Source organism: Pseudomonas sp. ATCC 43928 (assembly GCF_005938665.2).
In the GTDB taxonomy this organism is placed as follows: domain Bacteria; phylum Pseudomonadota; class Gammaproteobacteria; order Pseudomonadales; family Pseudomonadaceae; genus Aquipseudomonas.
On record NZ_CP041753.1, the window covers coordinates 365,364 to 389,058 of the forward strand.

The following is a 23,695-nucleotide window of genomic DNA, read 5'->3' on the forward strand; positions in this document are numbered from 1 at the left end:
CCGGTTGGGGCGGCCGTCAGCCTGCGTATCAGCTGTTGTTGTGATCGATCTTGATGGTCGGGTCACTACCGGCAATCAGCGAGTTGATGCTGGCGCTGGACCAATTGTTACCTTCCAGTTTGATTGTCACGTCCGGGGTGGTCGCTGCGGCATCGGCGCCGTTGAACTTGCCGGCGGAGCTGACTTGCAGGGACGACACGCCGTCCACGGTGGTGATCTTCAGGAAGTGGTCAATCGTGCTGCCGCTTTCACCCTGCAACAAATCACGCAGGTCGATGCGGTCGCCTTCGCTGGCCTTGAAGTCCTTGATCACGTCGCTGCCGGTGTCGCCAGCCTTCCAGATGAAGGTGTCGGCACCTGAGCCGCCAATCAGGATGTCGTTGCCTTGGCCGCCGATCAGCGAGTCATTGCCGGTGCCGCCGAGCAGGATGTCATTGCCCTTGCCGCCGTCGAGGATGTCGTTGCCGCCCTGGCCGAAGAGAATGTCGTTGCCCGCGCCACCCAGCAGCGTGTCGTTACCATCGTGAGCGCCAGACACGTCGAACGCGGTGTAGTGCTCGGTGATGTACTGGTGCACGTTGCTGGTGGTGACTTTGCTGACGTCGACGCCGGTTTGCTGGGCGACGAACGCCTGCATCGCCTGATAACCCTCGCCGGCAATGCCATTGAAGCTCACCAGATCGCCGAACAGGAGGTCGTTGCCGTCACCGCCGCTGACCGTGTCGGCACCCGGCATTGTCGCTTCGGTATGGCCGATGATCGAGTTGGCCAGGTCCTTGGGGTCGATGTTGGTTTGTGGCGTTTGATCCGAATCGTACGGCTTGAGGTCGGTGAGGGTGACGTCCTTGTTCAGGCCGATGGCCTCCACCGTCGACACGTTGCTCAGCAACGTGAAGCTGCTGCTGGAGTTGTCGATGGTAGTGGAATCGGTGCTGCTGCCGGTGCCATCGCGATAGGACAATTCGTACGTACCGTTACCCTCGGCATGCAGGGTGCCCAGTTCGGAACTGCTCCAGCGGCCAGAGTTTTTCAGAGTCTGCAGCGTGACGTTGCCGGCGCTGTCGATGCTCAGGTAGTGAGTGCTGTCCAGATAGTTGGAATAGGTCTGCCCCAACTTGTAGTTGGTGGTGGTGATGACATCATCGAGCTTCACGTTGCCGTACAAGGTCGGGTTGGTCTGCTCGCCGCTCTGGTAGTAGGTCGGCTTGCCATCGGTGATGAAGTACGTGAGGTTCTTCGCACCGGTGTTGGCAATGGCGTCAGCACTCTGGAACCAATTGGCCGTGGTTTTGAACACGTCCTCGTAGTTGGTGCCTCCGCCCGACGACATCGAATCCAGAACGGATTTGAGCAAAGTCAGCGCGTTCGGGTCGTTCAGGTTCACCGACACCGATTTGTTGACCTGAGTATCGAAGTCCACCAGGAAGATATTCACGGTCCCGGAGTTGCCGCCCAGGCTTTGCTTGAGGGTGTTGAACACCGCCGTCAACGAATCCTTGGCGGCATTGATCGACGTGCTGCTCATGCTGCCCGAGCTGTCGACCATGAATGCGATGTTGTAATTGGTGCCTGGCACCACGGTCAGCCCGCCGATGTCGGCGATCATGATGTCGTTGCCGTCGGTGCCGGTGATCGTGTCGTCGGCCGCCGTGGCGGTCACGGCGTTGTAGACCGCCGGGTATACCGTGACCGGAATCTGCGCGGTGCTCAGTGCCGAACCACCGAGTGCTTCGGTGGATGTCGAGGTCACGGTCAGGGTGAACTGGCCGTTGTAGTACGGCGGCGGGGTGACGGTCAGGCTGCCGAGATTCCAGCCGGTAACGTTGGCTTCGCCGTTGGTGGTGGTGAAGGTGTGGCCCGCGCCATCGCTGAGCACGGAGCCCGCCGGCATGCCGCTGATCTTCACGCTCAGGCTTTCAGAGCCGTCGGTGTCGGTCAGTGCGGTCTTGATCGCGGACAGGTGAACGCTGGTGCCTTCGGCGCCTTCGTTGAGTTTGTAGCCGTTGTAGTAGCCTTCGCCATTGGTGCCGTGCAGGTCGGAAACCGTCACGCCAGAGGCGGCCAGATCCGCCACGCCGGTGTACAGCGGCACGCCGGCGCTGCTCAGGTCGACCGCTGTACCGCCGTTGACCGACAGGTTGACGTCATAGCTGCCGGGGCCACTCTGGTTGTGGTGGTAGATGTCCAGGGTGTAGTAACCGCTGGTGGTCGGGGTGAACGAACCATTCAGCTTGCCGCCTGCACCCCAAGTCGTCGCGGCCACGTTCTGGCCACCGATGGTCACCAACAGGCTGTCATCGCCGGTACCGCTGAAGGTGTACGTCTTGCCGGCTTCCAGGTAGATCAGGCCGGATGTTTTCGAGGCCGTGCCGGCGGTGACGCCGCCGTCGGACTGAACGTTGGTCACGGTGCCGGTGGAGTTCGGCGTGCCTGCGGCGTCGATGACCGATTTCAGCGTGCCGGACGGCGCGCCACTACCATCGGTGCCCAGGCCCGACAGGCCGGTCCAGACTTCCTTGATCAGTCCGGTGGACTTGACGCTGTTGTCCGCGACGCTCAGGGATGGCGCGTCGGCAACCGGCGTGATGTCGATTTTCACCGTGCCGGTGTTGCCCAACAGTTGACCGTCGGTTGGCTGGAACTTGATCTGCGCGTAGTCCGCCTGGTTATTGCCCGCACCGCTGCCACCATAGCCGTCAACGCCCGATTCATTGGCATCCGGCGTGAAGCGCAACTTGCCGGCGTCGATGTCGGCCTTGCTGATGGTCTGGTTGGTCGTTACGTCTTTCCAGGTCGCACCGTCCAGGTACTGCAATTTGCCTTCGCCCGGCAGCTGAGTGATTTTCACCCCCAGGTTGGCGGCCGGACTGTCGACATCGCTGACGCCGAAGGTCGACCAGCCGAGGATCAGCGGGGTGTCTTCGGTACCGGTGACGTTAACCGGCGCGGCGGTCGGCGCGTCGTTCACGGCCACCACGTTGACGGTGGTGGTCGCGGTGTTGGAGTAATTGCTGCCATCGGTCACCGTCACGGTGATGATCCGCGGCACGGTGCTCGGATCCTCACTGCTGTTGGTGAAGCTGATGTTTTTGATCTGCTGCATGTAGTCGGCCAGCGTCGCGTTGCCCGACAGGGTCAGGGTGACCGTACCGTCCTGGCTATTGGCGTTGATGCTGATGCCATTGACACTGTTGCCGAGGTTCAGCGCATCGCCCGGCTGACGGTTGGTCAGCACGATGGTGGCGCCGGTCAGCATCGTGCTGTCCGGGTCGGTGATGCTCAGGTCGGTGTCGCCGATCGAGACGCCCTGGCCGGTGGTGCCTTCGGTGAAGGTCACGTTGTAGTTGGCCCCGGTGGCGCCGCTGGAGTTGTTGGCGTCCAGGTCGAGAACCGGTGCGGCATCGTTGTCGATGATCGAGGTGCTGACGCTGCCGTTGGTGCTGCTGACCGCGAGGTTTTCGAAGTTGCCGCCGGTGGCCGAGTCGATCTTGACCACGAAGTTCTCGGTACCCTCGGTGAGCTTGTCGTCCAGCGTCGCGACGTTGAAGCTCGCGCTGCTGGCACCGGCCGGGATCTTCACGGTGTACACGCCGGTGAAGTCCGAACCGTCGGCGGCGGTACCGCTGTAGACGATTTTCAGGGTCACTTCGGTCTGCGCCGGGTGGGTCAGGCTGACGGTGTAACTGGCGGTCTGGCCTTCGGTCACCGAGGTACTGCCGCTGATGCTGACTTCGGTTTTGTCGATGGTATCGGTGACGGTGGTGACCGCCGGGGCAGTGCTCGGCACCAGGTTTTCGAAATTGCCACCGGTGGCGGTGGAGATGGTGGCCTGGACCGTGCCCGCATCCTTGTAAACGTCATCGGATGGAGCCGGGACGGTCACGGTGCCGGTGGTTTTACCGGCGTCGATGGTGATTACGGCGCCATTGCTCAGGGTCACGGTGACCGGAGTGCCGGCGGCGTTGGTCAGGGTCGCGGTGTAAGTGATCTGGCCGCCTTCGGCGACCGAGTTGGATGCGCTCAGGCTGAGGTTGGTGGTGTCGACGGTGTCGGTCACGGTGGTGCTGACCGGCGTTTTGTCCGCCACCAGGTTCTCGTAGTTGCCGCCGCTGACGTTGGTGATCGAGTTGGTCAGCGGAGCGTGGCCGGTCAACGCGTCGTTCGGCGCGGCGGTGGTCACGGTACCGGTGGTTTTGCCGACATCGATGGTAATGGTCTGGCCGTTGGCCAGGGACACGGTGACCGGGCTGCCAGTCACTGGTGCACCGACGGTTGCGGTGTAAGTGACGGTGCCGCCTTCGGCGACGTTCGCAGTCGCAGTCAGCGAAACGGTGCTGGTGTCGATCGTGTCGGTGACGGTGGTCACTGCCGGGGCAGTGCTCGGCACCAGGTTCTCGAAATTGCCACCGGTGGCGGTGGAAATGGTGGCCTGGACCGTACCGGCATCTTTGTAAACGTCATCGGATGGAGCCGGGACGGTGACGGTGCCGGTGGTTTTACCGGCATCGATGGTGATCACGGCGCCGTTGCTCAGGGTTACGGTGACCGGAGTGCCGGCGGCGTTGGTCAGGGTCGCGGTGTAAGTGATCTGACCGCCTTCGGCGACCGAGTTGGATGCGCTCAGGCTGAGATTGGTGGTGTCCGGGGTGTCGGTCACCGAGGTATCCGCCGACTTGCCGTCGACTTCCAGCTTCTCGTAGTTGCCGCCCTTGGCGTCGTCGATCTTGACGCTCAAGGAGCCGCCACCCGCCAACGCATCGTTGGGTGCAACAAAATTGACAGAGCCGCTGCTGGCGCCGACCGGAATGGTAATGGTCTGGCCGTTGGACAGGGTCACAACCACTGGCGAGCCGGTGACTGGCGCTGACACGGACGCGGTGTACACCACGGTGCCGCCTTCGGCGACGTTCGCAGTCGCAGTCAGCGAAACGGTGCTGGTGTCGATCGTGTCGGTAACGGTGGTGACCGCCGGGGCAGTGCTCGGCACCAGGTTTTCGAAATTGCCACCGGTGGCGGTGGAGATGGTGGCCTGGACCGTGCCCGCATCCTTGTAAACGTCATCGGATGGAGCCGGGACGGTCACGGTGCCGGTGGTTTTACCGGCATCGATGGTGATGACGGCGCCATTGCTCAGGGTCACGGTGACCGGTGTGCCGGCGGCGTTGGTCAGGGTTGCGGTGTAAGTGATCTGGCCACCTTCGGCTACCGAGTCGGTCGCGCTCAGGCTGAGGTTGGTGGTGTCGACGGTGTCGGTCACGGTGGTGCTGACCGGCGTTTTGTCCGCCACCAGGTTCTCGTAGTTGCCACCGCTGACATTGGTGATCGAGTTGGTCAGCGGAGCATGGCCGGTCAATGCGTCGTTCGGCGCGGCGGTGGTCACGGTACCGGTGGTTTTGCCGACATCGATGGTGATCGTCTGGCCGTTGGCCAGGGACACGGTGACCGGGCTGCCGGTCACTGGCGCACCGACGGTTGCGGTGTAAGTGACGGTGCCGCCTTCGGCGACGTTCGCAGTCGCAGTCAGCGAAACAGTGCTGGTGTCGATCGTGTCGGTGACGGTGGTCACTGCCGGGGCAGTGCTCGGCACCAGGTTCTCGAAATTGCCACCGGTGGCGGTGGAAATGGTGGCCTGGACCGTACCGGCATCTTTGTAAACGTCATCGGATGGAGCCGGGACGGTGACGGTGCCGGTGGTTTTACCCGCTTCGATGGTGATCACGGCGCCGTTGCTCAGGGTCACGGTGACCGGAGTGCCGGCGGCGTTGGTCAGGGTCGCGGTGTAAACGATCGAACCGCCTTCGGCTACCGAGTCGGTCGCGCTCAGGCTGAGGTTGGTGGTGTCTGAGGTGTCGGTCACCGAGGTATCCGCCGACTTGCCGTCGACTTCCAGCTTCTCGTAGTTGCCGCCCTTGGCGTCGTCGATCTTCACGCTCAGGGAACCGCCACCCGCCAACGCATCGTTGGGTGCAACGAAATTGACAGAACCGCTGCTGGCGCCGACCGGAATGGTAATGGTCTGGCCGTTGGACAGGGTCACAACCACTGGCGAGCCGGTGACTGGCGCTGACACGGACGCGGTGTAAACCACGGTCCCACCTTCGGCGACGTTCGCCGTGGCACTCAGCGAAACGGTGCTGGTGTCGATGGTGTCGTTGACGGTAGTGACTGCCGGGGCAGTGCTCGGCACCAGGTTCTCGAAGTTGCCACCGGTGGCGGTAGAGATGGTGGCCTGGACCGTACCGGCATCTTTGTAAACGTCATCGGATGGAGCCGGGACGGTTACGGAGCCGGTGGTTTTACCCGCTTCGATGGTGATCACGGCGCCGTTGCTCAGCGTCACGGTCACGGGTGTGCCAGCGGCATTGGTCAGAGTCGCGGTGTAAACGATGGAACCGCCTTCAGCCACCGAGTTGGATGCGCTCAGGCTGAGGGTTGTGGTGTCCGGTGTGTCGGTCACCGAGGTATCCGCCGACTTGCCGTCGACTTCCAGCTTCTCGTAGTTGCCGCCCTTGGCATCGTCGATCTTCACGCTCAAAGAACCGCCGCCAGCCAAGGCATCGTTTGGCGCAACGAAGTTGACAGAACCGCTGCTGGCACCGACCGGAATAGTGATGGTCTGGCCATTGGACAGGGTCACAACCACTGGCGAACCAGTCACTGGAGCAGTGACGGACGCGGTGTACACCACGGTGCCACCCTCGGCGACGTTCGCGGTCGCACTCAGCGAAACAGTGCTGGTGTCGATGGTGTCGTTGACGGTAGTGACCGCAGGCGTATTGCTGGTTACCAGGTTTTCGAAGTTGCCGCCGGTGGCGGTGGAGATGGTGGCCTGGACCGTGCCCGCATCCTTGTAAACGTCATCGGACGGGGCCGGGACGGTCACGGAGCCGGTGGTTTTACCGGCATCGATGGTGATCACGGCGCCGTTGCTCAGGGTCACGGTGACCGGTGTGCCGGGGGCGTTGGTCAGAGTCGCGGTGTAAACGATGGAACCGCCTTCAGCCACCGAGTTGGATGCGCTCAGGCTGAGGGTTGTGGTGTCCGGTGTGTCGGTCACCGAGGTATCCGCCGACTTGCCGTCGACTTCCAGCTTCTCGTAGTTGCCGCCCTTGGCATCGTCGATCTTGACGCTCAGGGAGTTGCCGCCGGCTAATGCGTCGTTGGGTGCAACAAAATTAACAGAGCCGCTGCTGGCGCCGACTGGAATGGTGATGGTCTGGCCGTTGGACAGGGTCACAACCACTGGCGAACCAGTCACTGGAGCAGTGACGGACGCGGTGTACACCACGGTGCCACCCTCGGCGACGTTCGCGGTCGCACTCAGCGAAACGGTGCTGGTGTCGATCGTGTCGGTGACGGTGGTCACTGCCGGGGCAGTGCTCGGCACCAGGTTTTCAAAGTTGCCGCCGGTTGCGTCCTTGATGGTTGCTTCAACGGTGCCGGCGTCTTTATAGACGTCGTCCTTCGGCGCATCGACGGTTACGGAACCGGTGGTTTTGCCTGCTTCGATGGTGATGACGGCGCCGTTGCTCAGGGTCACGGTGACCGGAGTGCCGGCGGCATTGGTCAGGGTCGCCGTATAGGTGATCTGACCGCCTTCATCTACAGCGCCGGTCGCAGTGAGCGACAGGTTGGTGGTGTCCGGTGTGTCGGTCACCGAGGTGTCCGCCGACTTGCCGTCGACTTCCAGTTTCTCGTAGTTGCCGCCCTTGGCGTCGTCGATTTTCACGCTCAAAGAACCGCCGCCAGCCAAGGCATCGTTTGGCGCAACGAAGTTGACAGAACCGCTGCTGGCACCGACCGGAATGGTGATGGTCTGGCCATTGGACAGGGTCACAACCACCGGCGAGCCGGTGACTGGCGCTGACACGGACGCGGTGTAAACCACGGTCCCACCTTCGGCGACGTTCGCGGTCGCAGTCAGCGAAACGGTACTGGTGTCGATCGTGTCGTTGACGGTGGTGACCGCCGGGGCAGTGTTCGGAACCAGGTTTTCGAAATTGCCACCGGTGGCGGTGGAGATGGTCGCCTGGACCGTGCCCGCGTCCTTGTAAACGTCATCGGATGGAGCCGGAACGGTCACGGTGCCGGTGGTTTTACCGGCATCGATGGTGATGACGGCGCCATTGCTCAGCGTCACGGTCACGGGTGTGCCAGCGGCATTGGTCAGAGTCGCGGTGTAAACGATGGAACCGCCTTCAGCCACCGAGTTGGATGCGCTCAGGCTGAGGGTTGTGGTGTCCGGTGTGTCGGTCACCGAGGTATCCGCCGACTTGCCGTCGACTTCCAGCTTCTCGTAGTTGCCGCCCTTGGCGTCGTCGATCTTGACGCTCAGGGAGCCGCCACCCGCCAACGCATCGTTGGGTGCAACAAAATTGACAGAGCCGCTGCTGGCACCGACCGGAATGGTGATGGTCTGGCCATTGGACAGGGTCACAACGACTGGCGAACCAGTCACCGGAGCAGTGACGGACGCGGTGTACACCACGGTCCCACCTTCGGCGACGTTCGCGGTCGCAGTCAGCGAAACGGTGCTGGTGTCGATGGTGTCGTTGATGGTAGTGACCGCAGGCGTATTGCTGGTTACCAGGTTCTCGAAGTTGCCACCGGTTGCGTCCTTGATGGTTGCTTCAACGGTGCCGGCGTCTTTATAGACGTCGTCCTTCGGCGCATCGACGGTCACGGAGCCGGTGGTTTTACCCGCTTCGATGGTGATCACGGCGCCGTTGCTCAGGGTCACGGTGACCGGAGTGCCGGCGGCGTTGGTCAGGGTCGCGGTGTAAACGATCGAACCGCCTTCGGCTACCGAGTCGGTCGCGCTCAGGCTGAGGTTGGTGGTGTCTGAGGTGTCGGTCACCGAGGTATCCGCCGACTTGCCGTCGACTTCCAGCTTCTCGTAGTTGCCGCCCTTGGCGTCGTCTATCTTGACGCTCAAGGAACCGCCACCCGCCAACGCATCGTTGGGTGCAACAAAATTGACAGAGCCGCTGCTGGCGCCGACCGGAATGGTAATGGTCTGGCCGTTGGACAGGGTCACAACCACTGGCGAGCCGGTGACTGGCGCTGACACGGACGCGGTGTACACCACGGTCCCACCTTCGGCGACGTTCGCTGTCGCACTCAGCGAAACGGTACTGGTGTCGATGGTGTCGGTGACGGTGGTGACTGCCGGGGCAGTGCTCGGCACTAGGTTTTCGAAATTGCCACCGGTGGCGGTGGAGATGGTGGCCTGGATCGTGCCCGCATCCTTGTAAACGTCATCGGATGGAGCCGGGACGGTCACGGTGCCGGTGGTTTTACCGGCGTCGATGGTGATCACGGCACCGTTGCTCAGGGTCACGGTGACCGGAGTGCCGGCGGCGTTGGTCAGGGTCGCGGTGTAAACGATGGAACCGCCTTCAGCCACCGAGTTGGATGCGCTCAGGCTGAGGGTTGTGGTGTCCGGTGTGTCGGTCACCGAGGTATCCGCCGACTTGCCGTCGACTTCCAGCTTCTCGTAGTTGCCGCCCTTGGCATCGTCGATCTTGACGCTCAGGGAGTTGCCGCCGGCTAATGCGTCGTTGGGTGCAACAAAATTAACAGAGCCGCTGCTGGCGCCGACTGGAATGGTGATGGTCTGGCCGTTGGACAGGGTCACAACCACTGGCGAACCAGTCACTGGAGCAGTGACGGACGCGGTGTACACCACGGTGCCACCCTCGGCGACGTTCGCGGTCGCACTCAGCGAAACGGTGCTGGTGTCGATCGTGTCGGTGACGGTGGTCACTGCCGGGGCAGTGCTCGGCACCAGGTTTTCAAAGTTGCCGCCGGTTGCGTCCTTGATGGTTGCTTCAACGGTGCCGGCGTCTTTATAGACGTCGTCCTTCGGCGCATCGACGGTTACGGAACCGGTGGTTTTGCCTGCTTCGATGGTGATGACGGCGCCATTGCTCAGGGTCACGGTGACCGGAGTGCCGGCGGCATTGGTCAGGGTCGCCGTATAGGTGATCTGACCGCCTTCATCTACAGCGCCGGTCGCAGTGAGCGACAGGTTGGTGGTGTCCGGTGTGTCGGTCACCGAGGTATCCGCCGACTTGCCGTCGACTTCCAGTTTCTCGTAGTTGCCGCCCTTGGCGTCGTCGATCTTGACGCTCAGGGAGTTGCCGCCGGCCAATGCGTCGTTGGGTGCAACAAAATTGACAGAGCCGCTGCTCGCGCCGACCGGAATGGTAATGGTCTGGCCATTCGACAGGGTCACAACCACTGGCGAACCGGTGACTGGTGCGGACACGGACGCGGTGTACACCACGGTGCCGCCTTCGGCGACGTTCGCGGTCGCACTCAGCGAAACGGTGCTGGTGTCGATGGTGTCGTTGACGGTAGTGACCGCAGGCGTATTGCTGGTTACCAGGTTCTCGAAGTTGCCACCGGTTGCGTCCTTGATGGTTGCTTCAACGGTGCCGGCGTCTTTATAGACGTCGTCCTTCGGCGCATCGACGGTTACGGAGCCAGTGGTTTTGCCTGCTTCGATGGTGATCACCGCACCGTTGCTCAGGGTCACGGTCACTGGCGTGCCGGCGGCATTGGTTAGGGTCGCCGTATAGGTGATCTGACCGCCTTCATCTACAGCGCCGGTCGCAGTGAGCGACAGGTTGGTGGTGTCCGGTGTGTCGGTCACCGAGGTATCCGCCGACTTGCCGTCGACTTCCAGCTTCTCGTAGTTGCCGCCCTTGGCGTCGCCGATCTTGACGCTCAGGGAGCCGCCACCCGCCAACGCATCGTTGGGTGCAACAAAATTGACAGAGCCGCTGCTCGCGCCGACCGGAATGGTAATGGTCTGGCCATTGGACAGGGTCACAACCACTGGCGAGCCAGTCACCGGAGCAGTGACGGACGCGGTGTACACCACGGTGCCGCCTTCGGCGACGTTCGTGGTCGCAGTCAGCGAAACGGTGCTGGTGTCGATGGTGTCGTTGACGGTAGTGACTGCCGGGGCAGTGTTAGGCACTAGATTCTCGAAATTGCCGCCCGTCGCATCCTTGATCGTCACTTCGACTTGGCCGGCATCTTTATAAACGTCATCGGCAGGGGCGGCGACGCTCACGCTGCCAGTGGTCGCGCCTGCAGCGATGGTGATCACGGCCCCGTTGCTCAAGGTCACGGTGACTGGCGTGCCCGCCGGATTGGTCAGGGTCGCGGTGTACAGAATCTGACCACCTTCGGCCACTTCGGTGGACGCCGACAGGCTCAGGCCGGTGTCGTCTTTCGAATCGGTGATGGTGGTGAGTGCCGGCTCGGTGCTCGGGGTCAGTTGTTCGAAATTACCGCCGGTGGTGCCGGTGATCGTGGTGCTGACGGTGCTGCCGTTGTTGTAGACGTCATTGGCCGGGGTATCGACGGTCACGCTGCCGGTGGTCTTGCCCGCTTCGATGGTAATGACCGAGCCATTGCTCAAGGTCACGGTCATCGGCGTGCCAGCAGGGTTGGTCAGGGTGGCGGTGTAAGTGATCTGGCCGCCTTCGACAACGGTGCCGCTGGCGCTGAGGGTCAGGCCGGTACTGTCGATCGAGTCGGTAATGGTGGTGACGGCCGGCGTGGTGCTCGGTACGAGGTTCTCGAAGTTGCCACCGGTGGTGCCAGTGATCGTGGTGCTGACGGTGCTGCCGTTGTTGTAGACGTCATTGGCCGGGGTATCGACGGTCACGCTGCCGGTGGTTTTGCCCGCTTCGATGGTAATGACCGAGCCATTGCTCAAGGTCACGGTCATCGGCGTGCCAGCCGGGTTGGTCAGGGTGGCGGTGTAAGTGATCTGGCCGCCTTCGACAACGGTGCCGGTGGCGCTGAGGCTCAGGCCGGTGTTGTCGATCGAGTCGGTAATGGTGGTGACGGCCGGCGTGGTGCTCGGTACGAGGTTCTCGAAATTGCCACCGGTAGCGCCGGTGATCGTGGTGCTGACGGTGCTGCCGTTGTTGTAGACGTCATTGGCCGGGGTATCGACGGTCACGCTGCCGGTGGTCTTGCCCGCTTCGATGGTAATGACCGAGCCATTGCTCAAGGTCACGGTCATCGGCGTGCCAGCAGGGTTGGTCAGGGTAGCGGTGTAAGTGATCTGGCCGCCTTCCGTGACGCTGCCGGTGGCGCTGAGGCTCAGGCCGGTACTGTCGATCGAGTCGGTAATGGTGGTGACGGCCGGCGTGGTGCTCGGTACGAGGTTCTCGAAGTTGCCACCGGTAGCGCCGGTGATCGTGGTGCTGACGGTGCTGCCGTTGTTGTAGACGTCGTTGGCCGGGGTTTCGACGTTCACGGAGCCGGTGGTTTTTCCGGCTTCGATGGTGATGGTCGAACCGTTGGACAGGGTCACGGTGACCGGCGTCTGCGCCGGGTTGGTCAGGGTCGCGGTGTAGGTGATCTGGCCACCTTCCGTGACGCTGCCGGTGGCAGTCAGGGTCAGGCCGGTGTTGTCGATCGAGTCGGTAATGGTGGTGACGGCCGGCGTGGTGCTCGGTACGAGGTTCTCGAAATTGCCACCGGTCGCACCGGTGATTGTGGTGCTGACGGTGCTGCCGTTGTTGTAGACATCATTGGCCGGGGTTTCGACATTCACGGAACCGGTGGTTTTTCCGGCTTCGATGGTGATGGTCGAGCCGTTGGACAGGGTCACGGTGACCGGTGTTTGCGCCGGGTTAGTCAGGGTGGCGGTGTAGGTGATCTGGCCACCTTCAGTGACGCTGCCGGTGGCAGTCAGGGTCAGGCCGGTGTTGTCGATCGAGTCGGTAATGGTGGTGACGGCCGGCGTGGTGCTCGGTACGAGGTTCTCGAAATTGCCACCGGTCGCACCGGTGATTGTGGTGCTGACGGTGCTGCCGTTGTTGTAGACATCATTGGCCGGGGTTTCGACGGTCACGCTGCCGGTGGTTTTGCCCGCTTCGATGGTAATGACCGAGCCATTGCTCAAGGTCACGGTCATTGGCGTGCCAGCAGGGTTGGTCAGGGTGGCGGTGTAAGTGATCTGGCCGCCTTCGACAACGGTGCCGGTGGCGCTGAGGCTCAGGCCGGTACTGTCGATCGAGTCGGTAATGGTGGTGACGGCCGGCGTGGTGCTCGGTACGAGGTTCTCGAAGTTGCCACCGGTAGCGCCGGTGATCGTGGTGCTGACGGTGCTGCCGTTGTTGTAGACGTCGTTGGCCGGGGTTTCGACGTTCACGGAGCCGGTGGTTTTTCCGGCTTCGATGGTGATGGTCGAACCGTTGGACAGGGTCACGGTGACCGGCGTCTGCGCCGGGTTGGTCAGGGTGGCGGTGTAGGTGATCTGGCCACCTTCAGTGACGCTTGAACCCGCTGTCAGCGTAACGGTAGTGGTGTCGACGGTGTCGGTGACCTGGGTCACGGCCGGAGCAGTCGGCGGGGTGACCACGATACCGCTGCCACCCGTGGTGCCAGTGACGGTCACGTCGATTTGGGTCGGATCGTTATAAACAGTGTCGTTCGGCGCCAGAGGAACGTTGACGGTACCGGTAGTCTGGCCGGCTGTGATCACGATCACCGCGCCGTTGGACAGGGTGATGGTCAGGTCGGTCAGCGGTGCCTGGGTCAGGGTCGCGGTGTAAACCAGTACACCACCGGCCTCGGTGATGGTCGGCGTGGCGCTCAGGCTCAGGGTCGATTCGCGCAGAGCATTGGAGCTGGTATTGGCGGTCTGGCCGCCAGTGGTGTTTTGTGTTGCCAAAGCCGCAGTGGCGAGGCCTGCGGTAGGGAAGCCAATGGTCGGGTCGACCCGGGCAGCGGTTGCCTCCAGAGCCACGAAGCTGTGGCCGCCACCGGCAGAGCCGCCCGCGCTCGCGGCAGTAGGGCCGGCCGCGGTGGCTTCAAGAGCGGTGGTCGGGTCGACACCGGCAGCGATGGCTTGCTGCAATTCGTCAACCGATGGCGCGGCTTGTGCAGTGGCTTGTGCAAGGTCGGTGCTGGAGTCCGGATTGCTGCCACTCCACTGAGTGTCGCGGCCCAGGTCCAGGGTCCGCCCGTCAGCCAGTTCAAGGGTAATGGCGCCGGCGGCACCGGTGTCCACTTGGTCGCCCACAAACAACCGGTCGCCTTCAACGAGTACGCGGCGGATGCCCTCTGGGGACACCGCGAAAACCTGACCAACAATGCTTTTGACGATGGCAACAACACTGCTCATTGAAGACTCTCCGGGTGTCACGTTCAGTTGACTTCCATGAACCGCTCGGGCGCGTTCGCCGATCGGGGCTGGACGTTCTTACAAAATTCGATACATAACTTTGACGCTCGAATCGTCAATAATTTGGCTATATTCTTTCGAAATTAACTTTATGCCAAACTATTGACCTTATGGGAGTCATCCTACACAATCGTCCAAGTAATGTCACATTGATATTTAAGCGGCGACCTGTCCTACAGCGTGTGATCCAGTTCCGATTTTGAACTTTCCGACATACGGTCATTCCGGTTGCCATCATGCGATGCAGCGCCATGTTCTGCAGTGATTCAAGACAAGAAGTCCCGGGAATTCCATCTATGCGTTTGCACCTGTTCAAGGTTCTACCCTTCGCCTTTGCCGCCAGCGTTGTTCAGGCGCAAACCCTTCCGCAGGCCATGCAACAGGCACTGGATGTCCATCCGGAAATCCAGGCAGGGGTCAATAGTCGGCTGGCCGCGGATTATCAATTAAAGGCTGCAAAAGGTGGATACCTGCCACGGGTCGATCTGCTGGGCGGTTATGGTCGCGAAGGCACCGACAGTGTCTCCACCCGTGCCGCTGGCGGCAGCAACCACTGGGAAACGCTGAACCGGAGCGAGTCAAGTTTACGTCTGTCACAGATGGTTTTTGACGGTTTTGCGACGTCCAGCGAAGTGGGGCGTCAACAAGCCACCGTTAATTCCCGTGCTTATTCCTTGATGGGCACCTCGGAACGCACCGCGTTGACCGTCGCTCAGGTTTATCTCGATGTGCTGACCCGCCGCGAATTCGTGCGCCTGGCCGAAGACAACCTGAAAAACCACGAACGGATTTTTGACCAGATCAAATTGCGCACCCAGCGCGGCGTGGGCAGCGGCGCCGATCTCGATCAGGCCGAAGCACGCATGGCCCAGGCCCGCAACAACCTGATCACCGAGCAGACCAACCTGGCAGACGCCCAGACCAACTTCCTCAGTGCCGTCGGCCAAATGCCCGATCAACTGGAGCGGCCTGCCGATTTTATGGCGCTGTTGCCGGCCAACTTGAATGAAGCCCGGGCGCAGATGCTGGAAAACAGCCCGATCCTGCGTTCCGCCGAATCGGATATCGCTGCTGCCGAGAAACAGTACGAAGCCGCCAAGTCGAGCTTCTACCCGCGCTTCGATGCCGAACTGGGTCGCACCGCCGACAACGACCTCGATGGTCAGAACGGTCACAACAACGAATGGCAGGCCATGCTGCGCATGCGCTTCAATTTGTTTGCCGGTGGCAGCAACAAGGCCGATCTGGAATCCAAGTCCTACCTGTCGAACCAGGCGCTGGATATTCGCAACAACGCCCTGCGCGTGTTGAATGAAGAACTGGGCCTGGCCTGGAATGCCCTGAACAACGCCAACGCCCAGGTGCCGATCGCCCAGCAATATGTCGATCGCAGCGCCAGCGTGCGCGGCGCGTATCAGAAGCAATTCAGCCTCGGCGAACGGACGCTGCTTGACTTGCTCGACAGTGAAAACGAGCTGTTCACCGCTTCCCGTCGGCTGGTCGAGATCAAAAACATTCAGTTATTTACTCAGTACCGAATCAAGGCGACCATGGGCGAATTGCTCAAAAGTCAGGGCGTAGTCGCACCGTTGGCATCCGTTGTGCAGAATGACGTGAAGCCCAAGGTCCAGCTGCCTGGGATGAATTGAGTCCTGCCCCATTTCAACTGTTAGCCAAGAGTGTCGAGCGTGGAATCAGAAGTCAGTCGAGTTCAACTCATTCATGATCCACGCGCGCTGCATGACGATCCGTTACTGGACGGCCTGCTAGCCCTCTGCACTTTGCACCAGAAGCCGGCCAGCGCGGCGATGCTGACCACCGGCCTGCCGTTGCCCAAACAGCGCCTGAGCGTCGAACTGCTGCCTCGTGCGGCCGCTCGCGCCGGGCTGCAAGGGCGGGTGCTGCAACGCAAACTGGAGCAGATTCCGGCGATCGCCATGCCGGCGCTGTTGCTGCTCAAGGACGGACGCAGTGCGGTGCTGCTCGGCTGGCACGGTGAAGACCAGGCCCGCTTGCTGCTCAGTGAAAGCGATGGTGGCGAAGTCTGCGTCAGTCGTGAACTGCTCGCCGACGACTACATCGGCAAAGTGTTCTTCGCCCAACCCCAGCACAAATTCGACGTTAACCACGGCACGCTGATCCCGCGCGCGCGTTCGTGGTTTCGCGACACCCTCAAGCGTTCGCGCTGGCTGTACGTCGACGCCATCGCTGCCAGTCTGCTGATCAACATCATCGCCATGGCCGCGCCGCTGTTCGTGATGAATGTCTACGACCGCGTGGTGCCGAACCAGGCCGAATCGACCCTTTGGGTGCTGGCCATCGGCATCACCGGCGCTTATGTGTTCGACCTGATTCTCAAGAGCCTGCGCAGTCTGTGCCTGGACCTGGCCGGCAAGAAAACCGACCTGATCATTTCAGCGACGCTGTTTGAGCGCATCGTCGGCATGGCCATGAAGTACCGCCCGGCGCGGGTCGGCAGCTTCGCCCAGAACATCCATGAATTTCAGAGCCTGCGCGACTTCCTCGCGTCGCTGACCCTCACCAGCCTGATCGACCTGCCATTTACGCTGTTGATCTTCCTGGTCATCGCGATCCTCGGCGGGCATCTGGTGTGGATTCCGGTGCTGGCGTTCCCGATTGCGCTGCTGATCGGTTATGCCTTGCAGAAGCCGCTGGTGGCGACCATGGAGCGAACCATGGCCCTGGGCGCCGAGCGCCAGTCGAGCCTGATCGAAACCCTCGCCGGTCTTGATGCGGTCAAGGTCAACAACGCTGAAAGCGAGCGCCAGTACCAGTGGGAACAGACTATCGGCACCCTCAGCCGCCTTGAGCTGCGGGTGAAAATGCTGTCTGGTCTGGCGATGAACATCACCTTGCTGATTCAGCAATTGGCCGGGGTGATCATGATCGTCTTCGGCGTGTACCAGATCATTGCCGGCAACCTGAGCATGGGCGGTTTGATCGCCTGTTACATGCTCAGCGGTCGCGCCCTCAGCCCGCTGGCCTCGCTGTCCGGTCTGCTGACCCGCTACCAGCAAGCCCGCGTGACCATGACCTCGGTCGATCAGATGATGGAGTTGCCTCAGGAGCGCAATTTCGACGAGCGCCCGCTGAGCCGCAAGGTCCTGCAAGGCGCCATTGAATGCCGTCAGTTGACCTTCACCTATCCGAATCAACAGAACCCCGCGCTGAAGGGCATCAACCTGATCATCAAGCCGGGCGAGAAGATCGGCATCATCGGTCGCAGCGGTTCGGGCAAAAGCTCCCTGGCCAAACTGCTGGTGGGCCTCTATCAGCCGGACGACGGCGCGTTGCTGGTGGATGGTGTGGATATCCGCCAGATCGACGTCAGCGAACTGCGCCACAATATTGGCTACGTGCCCCAGGACATCCAATTGCTCGCCGGTACGTTGCGCGACAACCTGGTGTCGGGCGCGCGCTATGTCGAAGACGAATTGGTGCTGCAAGCCGCGGAACTGGCCGGCGTCCACGAGTTCGCCCGCCTGCACCCGCAAGGTTATGAGCTGCAAGTCGGTGAGCGTGGGCAGAACCTGTCCGGCGGTCAGCGCCAGAACGTGGCTCTGGCCCGAGCGCTGCTGCTCAACCCGCCGATCCTGTTGCTGGACGAACCCACCAGCGCCATGGACAACACTGGCGAAGAGCGCCTGAAACAACGCCTCGCTGCCGTGGTGGAAAACAAGACCGTGGTGCTGGTGACGCACCGGGCTTCGCTGTTGTCGCTGGTGGATCGCCTGCTGGTGATCGACCGCGGGCAGATTCTCGCCGATGGCCCGAAAGCCGCCGTGATGGAAGCGTTGAAAAAGGGGCAGATCAGTGTTGCTTAAGTCTGGGGTCAAAGAATCCATCCGCCGCTACTTCAAAGGCTCCGCGTCGCTGCAAGGCCAACCCCTTCCCGAGGTCAACAAAGCGCTGATCGAGGACGCCCCGCGCGTGGTGCGGTTGACGATCTGGGCGATCATCGGCTTCTTCGTGTTCCTGATGCTGTGGGCCAATTTTGCGGTGATCGATGAAGTCACCAAGGGTGACGGCAAGGCGATTCCGTCGTCGAAGATCCAGAAAATCCAGAACCTTGAGGGCGGCATCGTTTCCGAGTTGTTCGTCAAGGAAGGGCAAATCGTCGAGGCTGGCGCGCCGCTGATACGTCTGGACGACACACGGTTTGCCTCCAATGTTGGCGAAACCGAGGCCGATCGGCTGTCGATGCTGTTGCGCGTGGAGCGCTTGAGCGCCGAGGTCGATGACCGTCCGTTGAATTTCCCCGCTGATGTGCTCAAAGCCGTGCCCGGCCAAGCTGCCAGCGAAGAATCGTTGTACGTCAGCCGTCGTCAGCAACTGCACGATGAGATCGGTGGCTTGCAGGAGCAGTTGATCCAGAAGCAACAGGAGCTGCGCGAGTTCACCTCCAAACAGGCCCAGTACCGCAGCGGTCTGGCCTTGCAGCGTCAGGAAATCGCCATGTCCGAGCCGTTGGTGGCTCAGGGCGCGGTATCTCCGGTTGAGGTTTTGCGCCTCAAGCGTGCCGAGGTCGAAACCCGCGGCCAATTGGACGCCACCACCCTGGCGATCCCTCGCGCCGAATCGGCGATCAAGGAAGTTCAGCGCAAGATCGATGAGACTCGCGGCAAATTCCGCAGCGAAGCCCTGACTCAACTCAACGAAGCGCGCACCGATCTGAACAAGGCCCAGGCTACCGGCAAGGCGCTGGAAGACCGGGTCAGCCGGACGCTGGTGACATCGCCGGTGCGCGGCATCGTCAACAAGTTGCTGGTGAACACCATCGGTGGCGTGATCCAGCCGGGCAGCGACCTGGTGGAAATCGTGCCGCTGGACGATACCTTGTTGGTGGAAGCCAAGATTCGCCCGCAAGACATCGCCTTCCTGCACCCGGGTCAGGACGCCACGGTGAAGTTCACGGCTTACGACTACACCATTTATGGCGGGCTGAAAGCCAAGCTGGAGCAGATCGGTGCCGACACCATCACCGACGAAGACAAGAAGACCACGTACTACATCATCAAACTGCGCACCGAGCGCAGCCACCTCGGGACGGATGAAAAGCCGTTGCTGATCATTCCGGGGATGGTGGCGTCGGTGGATATCATTACCGGCAAGAAGACCATACTCAGTTATTTGCTCAAGCCGATTATCCGGGCTCGCGCCGAGGCGTTGCACGAGCGGTAGTTTTCGGGTGAGGCTGATGGCCTCTTCGCGGGCAAGCCTCGCTCCTACAGGACGCGGGGCTTCTGTAGGAGCGAGGCTTGCCCGCGAAAGCGTCCTCAAAGACACCACACTTCAAAAGCCATATCGTTATTCGCTAACGGTATTTAAATTTAAATTCTTATACCTATAAAGTCACTTCCCTGCGTACCTGCCGACCAATCGGCGCGCCGCACGACACGAACCAACACGGGACCTCCGTGAGTTTCTGATCGACGCGCGCCCTTGAGCGCGCCGTGCGTGGGAGTGATTTTTATGCCAGCTGTCTCTTTTTCCCCAAAGCCTGAGCCAACAAGCGCCGCCACCCTCGCGTCGCAAGCCTTCGAAATCCGTCCGTTCAGCGGCGCCGTCGGTGCCGAAATCATCGGCCTGGATCTGTCTCGCCCAATCAATGACCAGGACTTCTCCCGAATCCACCGTGCGCACCTGGATCATCATGTGGTGGTGTTCCGCGACCAGCGCATAACCCCCGAACAGCAGATCGCCTTCAGCCGCCGTTTCGGCGTGTTGCAGATCCACGTGCTCAAGCAATTCCTGCTGGCCGGGCATCCGGAAATCCTCATCGTTTCCAACATCATCGAAAACGGCCAATCCATCGGCCTCGGTGATGCCGGCAAGTTCTGGCACTCCGATCTCTCTTATAAAGAACTGCCGAGCCTGGGCTCGATGCTGCATGCCCAGGAGCTGCCCTCCGAAGGCGGCGACACGCTGTTCGCCGACATGCACAAAGCCTGGGACAGCTTGCCCGAGGCGCTGCGTAAAGCCGTCGAAGGTCGTTCGGCCGCGCATTCCTACACGGCGCGCTACAGCGAGAGCAAATTCGAGGGCAACTGGCGTCCGACCCTGACGCCGGAGCAACTGGCTCAGGTCGCTGAAGTTGTTCATCCGATCGTCCGCACCCACCCGGAAAACGGTCGCAAGGCGTTGTTCGTCAGCGAGGGCTTCACCACCCGCATCGTCGGTTTGCCGGAAGACGAGAGCAAACAATTGCTCGACGAGCTCTACGCCCACAGCGTGTTGCCGCAAAACATTTACCGCCATCAATGGCAGGCCCACGACCTGGTGTTCTGGGACAACCGCTCGCTGATTCACCTCGCCGCCGGATGTCCCAGCCATCTGCGCCGCAAGTTGTATCGCACCACCATCCAGGGCGACGCGCCTTTCTGATTTCGGAGAACCCTCATGTCCAAACGTCTTCCATTTGCACCGTTGGCCGCCGCTATCGGCCTGGGTTTCAGCCTGCTCGCCGGCAGCCTGGTGGCGCCGACCGTGGCCCACGCCGAGGGTGAAATTCGTATCGCCGAACAATTCGGCATCGTTTATCTGCTGCTCAACGTGGTGCGCGATCAGAACCTGATCGAGAAATACGGCAAGCAGGAAGGCATCGACATCAAGGTCGACTGGACCCAGCTCTCCGGCGGCTCGGCGGTCAATGATGCGTTGCTCTCCGGCTCCATCGACATTGCCGGTGCCGGCGTCGGGCCGCTGCTGACCATCTGGGACCGCACTCACGGCAAACAGAACGTCAAGGCCGTGGCTTCCCTGGGCAACTTCCCTTACTACCTGGTGAGTAATAACCCGAAGGTCAAAACCATCGCTGACTTCACCGAAAAGGACCGCATTGCGGTGCCGGCGGTCGGAGTGTCGGTGCAGTCGCGCTTCCTGCAATACGCAGCAGCCAAGCAATGGGGCGACAAAGAGTTCAATCGCCTCGACAAGTACACCATCGCCGTTCCGCACCCGGATGCCACTGCGGCACTGATCGCTGGCGGCACCGAGTTGACCGGGCACTTCTCCAACCCGCCCTTCCAGGATCAGGCGCTGGAAAACCCCAGCGTGCACGTGGTGCTGAACACCTATGACCTGCTCGGCCCGAACTCGCCGACCGTGTTGTTCGCCACCGAGAAATTCCGCAACGAGAACCCGAAAACCTATAAAGCCTTCATCGCGGCGCTGACCGAAGCGGCCGAGTTTGCGCAGAGCGATAAAGACGCGGCGGCCGACACATACATCCGTGTCACCAAGGCAAAAATCGACCGTGCGGCGTTGCTGAAAATCATCGACAACCCGCAGTTCGAATTTACCGTCACGCCGAAAAACACTTACCCACTGGCCGAGTTCCTCTACCGCGTCGGCGCGATCAAAAACAAACCGGATTCGTGGAAGGATTACTTCTTCCAGGATGCCAAACCGCTGCAAGGGAGCTGATCGACATGAACGCCCCCTTGCAAGGCCACACGGCCAGCAATCCGATCGCGGCCGCGCTAGCGCTGCTGTCGGTCGACCAGGTCAGCCTGGAATACCGCACGCCTGCGCGTGTGGTTCGAGCGACCCATCAGGTCAGTTTCGAGATCGATCCGGCGGACCGCTTTGTGTTGCTCGGTCCGTCCGGCTGCGGAAAATCGACGTTGCTCAAGGCGGTCGCCGGGTTCATCCCGCCCTGTGAGGGCGAGATTCGCCTGCAAGGCCAGCGGGTCGATGCGCCGGGGCCGGACCGGATCGTGGTGTTCCAGGAGTTCGATCAGCTGCCGCCGTGGAAAACCGTCAAGCAGAACGTGATGTTTCCGCTGCTCGCGTCCAAAACCCTCAAGCGTAAAGAGGCTGAAGAGCGGGCGCTGCACTATCTGGACAAAGTTGGTTTGGCGGGGTTTGCCGATGCCTATCCGCATACCTTGTCTGGCGGCATGAAAGCTCGGGTGGCGATTGCCCGGGCGTTGGCGATGCAACCGAAAATCCTGTTGATGGATGAACCCTTCGCCGCCCTCGACGCGCTGACCCGGCGCAAGATGCAGGAAGAGTTGCTGCTGCTCTGGGAGGAGGTGCGTTTCACGCTGCTGTTCGTCACTCACTCCATCGAAGAGGCGTTGGTGGTGGGTAATCGGATTCTGCTGCTGTCGCCTCATCCGGGGCGGGTACGAGCCGAAGTCCACAGCCATCAATACGATTTGCACAGCCTCGGCGGCGTGGCGTTCCAGGAATCGGCACGGCGGATTCATCGGCTGTTGTTCGATGAAGGCCAGTCACCGGAAACCGCGCGTGAGCTGGATTTCGCCGATATTCGCATCGCTTATTGAGCCATTGAGAGGAGTGCCCGATGAGCCCGCTATCATCCGCGCGTAAAGAGTACGAAACCGTTTTGCAGCCGCTGACGAGCGTCCCTCTGGAGCGTGAGTTACCCCTCGGTCAGCGTCTCTGGCAACAGGGCTGGTTGCGTAAAAGCCTGATCCTGATTGTGCTCGCGCTGCTCTGGGAAGCCGTTGCCCGTTACCAGAATAACGACCTGCTGCTGCCAGGCTTTCTGCAAACCGCCAGCGCGCTGTACGACGGCCTGCTCAGCGGTGAGCTGCTAAGCAAGGTGTGGATTTCGCTGGTGGTGTTGTTGAAGGGTTACCTGATCGGGATTGTCCTGGCGTTTGCCCTGACCACGCTGGCGGTGTCGACGCAGTTGGGTCGCGATCTGCTGAGCACGCTGACCTCGATGTTCAACCCGTTGCCGGCGATTGCGCTGTTGCCGCTGGCGCTGCTGTGGTTCGGGCTGGGGCAGAACAGTCTGATTTTTGTACTGGTGCATTCGGTGCTCTGGGCGTTGGCGTTGAACACCTACGCCGGGTTTCTTGGCGTTTCGGAAACCCTGCGCATGGCCGGGCGCAATTACGGCCTCAAGGGCATGCGTTTCGTGTTGTTCATCCTGATCCCGGCCGCGTTGCCGTCGATCCTCGCCGGTTTGAAAATCGGCTGGGCGTTCGCCTGGCGCACGCTGATCGCCGCTGAACTGGTATTTGGCGCCACCAGCGGCAAGGGTGGGTTGGGGTGGTACATCTTCCAGAACCGTAATGAGCTGTACACCGACAAGGTGTTTGCCGGGTTGGCGGTGGTAATCCTGATCGGTTTGCTGGTGGAGAATCTGGTGTTTGATACGTTGGAGCGGGTGACGGTGAAGCGTTGGGGGATGCAACGCTGAGTTTTGCGGTGTCTGATCTGGCCCCTTCGCGGGCTGCCCGCGATGGCGGCAGACCTGCCAATACATCAGTCAGAAGGATGTTTGCTAGCATTGCGTCTGAATCAATCCAGATCAGATCAACATCCTCACCGTGCAAGGCGAATTGCTGGCGACCCAGCAGCAGTGGGTCGAGAGCTCGACCGGGGTGTCGTTGGCGATGGTGGGGTTGTACAAGGCGTTGGGTGGGGGATGGGAGTCGGTGTATCCGGTGGCGGAGATGGCGCAGCGTTGATATGGAT

General features: G+C 61.4%; 8 protein-coding genes and 1 pseudogene. 8 read left to right on the plus strand and 1 reads right to left on the minus strand.

The genetic code is table 11. The annotated features are described in order from the left end of the window. Positions 1-28: 28 nt before the first annotated feature. Positions 29-14,158: a retention module-containing protein gene (locus FFH90_RS01700; RefSeq protein ID WP_138866590.1), complete on the minus strand. Its 14,130-nt coding sequence runs from the start codon at positions 14,156-14,158 to the stop codon at positions 29-31. A 356-nt stretch (positions 14,159-14,514) separates the two neighbouring features. On the opposite strand from FFH90_RS01700, the gene FFH90_RS01705 reads away from it, so the two are divergent. The 8 genes and pseudogenes from FFH90_RS01705 to FFH90_RS29890 form a co-directional block, all read left to right on the plus strand. Beyond that, entirely contained in the window at positions 14,515-15,867 is a 1,353-nt protein-coding gene (locus tag FFH90_RS01705; protein WP_018929411.1) for a TolC family outer membrane protein, read from the plus strand. A 39-nt stretch (positions 15,868-15,906) separates the two neighbouring features. Continuing rightward, positions 15,907-18,063 (plus strand): type I secretion system permease/ATPase, encoded by a 2,157-nt coding sequence (locus FFH90_RS01710; protein WP_028939515.1) that lies wholly within the window; start codon positions 15,907-15,909, stop codon positions 18,061-18,063. Then, complete coding sequence (locus FFH90_RS01715) at positions 18,053-19,420, plus strand: HlyD family type I secretion periplasmic adaptor subunit (RefSeq protein WP_018929409.1); 1,368 nt, start codon at positions 18,053-18,055, stop codon at positions 19,418-19,420. The genes FFH90_RS01710 and FFH90_RS01715 overlap by 11 nt, the downstream gene beginning before the upstream one ends. Before the next feature lie 291 nt (positions 19,421-19,711). Continuing rightward, a complete protein-coding gene (locus FFH90_RS01720) occupies positions 19,712-20,623 on the plus strand; it encodes a TauD/TfdA family dioxygenase (protein WP_018929408.1) in 912 nt (303 codons plus the stop codon). Between the two features lie 15 nt (positions 20,624-20,638). Continuing rightward, complete coding sequence (locus tag FFH90_RS01725) at positions 20,639-21,664, plus strand: ABC transporter substrate-binding protein (RefSeq protein WP_138866591.1); 1,026 nt, start codon at positions 20,639-20,641, stop codon at positions 21,662-21,664. A gap of 5 nt (positions 21,665-21,669) precedes the next feature. Further along, the gene (locus FFH90_RS01730; RefSeq protein WP_138866592.1) at positions 21,670-22,530 is read left to right on the plus strand and encodes an ABC transporter ATP-binding protein; all 861 of its coding nucleotides are present in this window, start codon (positions 21,670-21,672) and stop codon (positions 22,528-22,530) included. 20 nt (positions 22,531-22,550) lie between these two features. Continuing rightward, positions 22,551-23,417, plus strand: coding sequence for an ABC transporter permease (locus FFH90_RS01735; protein ID WP_138866593.1), 867 nt, complete (start codon positions 22,551-22,553; stop codon positions 23,415-23,417). 109 nt (positions 23,418-23,526) lie between these two features. Beyond that, positions 23,527-23,688, plus strand: a pseudogene (locus FFH90_RS29890) (RND transporter); the annotation flags it as partial. Between the last annotated feature and the right edge of the window lie 7 nt (positions 23,689-23,695).

What these genes read in the sequence shown, in the direction of transcription:
- FFH90_RS01700 (WP_138866590.1), bottom strand. Translation starts at nt 14,158, where the DNA reads ATGAGCAGTGTTGTTGCCATCGTCAAAAGCATTGTTGGTCAGGTTTTC.
- FFH90_RS01705 (WP_018929411.1), top strand. Translation starts at nt 14,515, where the DNA reads ATGCGTTTGCACCTGTTCAAGGTTCTACCCTTCGCCTTTGCCGCCAGC.
- FFH90_RS01720 (WP_018929408.1), top strand. Translation starts at nt 19,712, where the DNA reads ATGCCAGCTGTCTCTTTTTCCCCAAAGCCTGAGCCAACAAGCGCCGCC.
- FFH90_RS01725 (WP_138866591.1), top strand. Translation starts at nt 20,639, where the DNA reads ATGTCCAAACGTCTTCCATTTGCACCGTTGGCCGCCGCTATCGGCCTG.
- FFH90_RS01730 (WP_138866592.1), top strand. Translation starts at nt 21,670, where the DNA reads ATGAACGCCCCCTTGCAAGGCCACACGGCCAGCAATCCGATCGCGGCC.
- FFH90_RS01735 (WP_138866593.1), top strand. Translation starts at nt 22,551, where the DNA reads ATGAGCCCGCTATCATCCGCGCGTAAAGAGTACGAAACCGTTTTGCAG.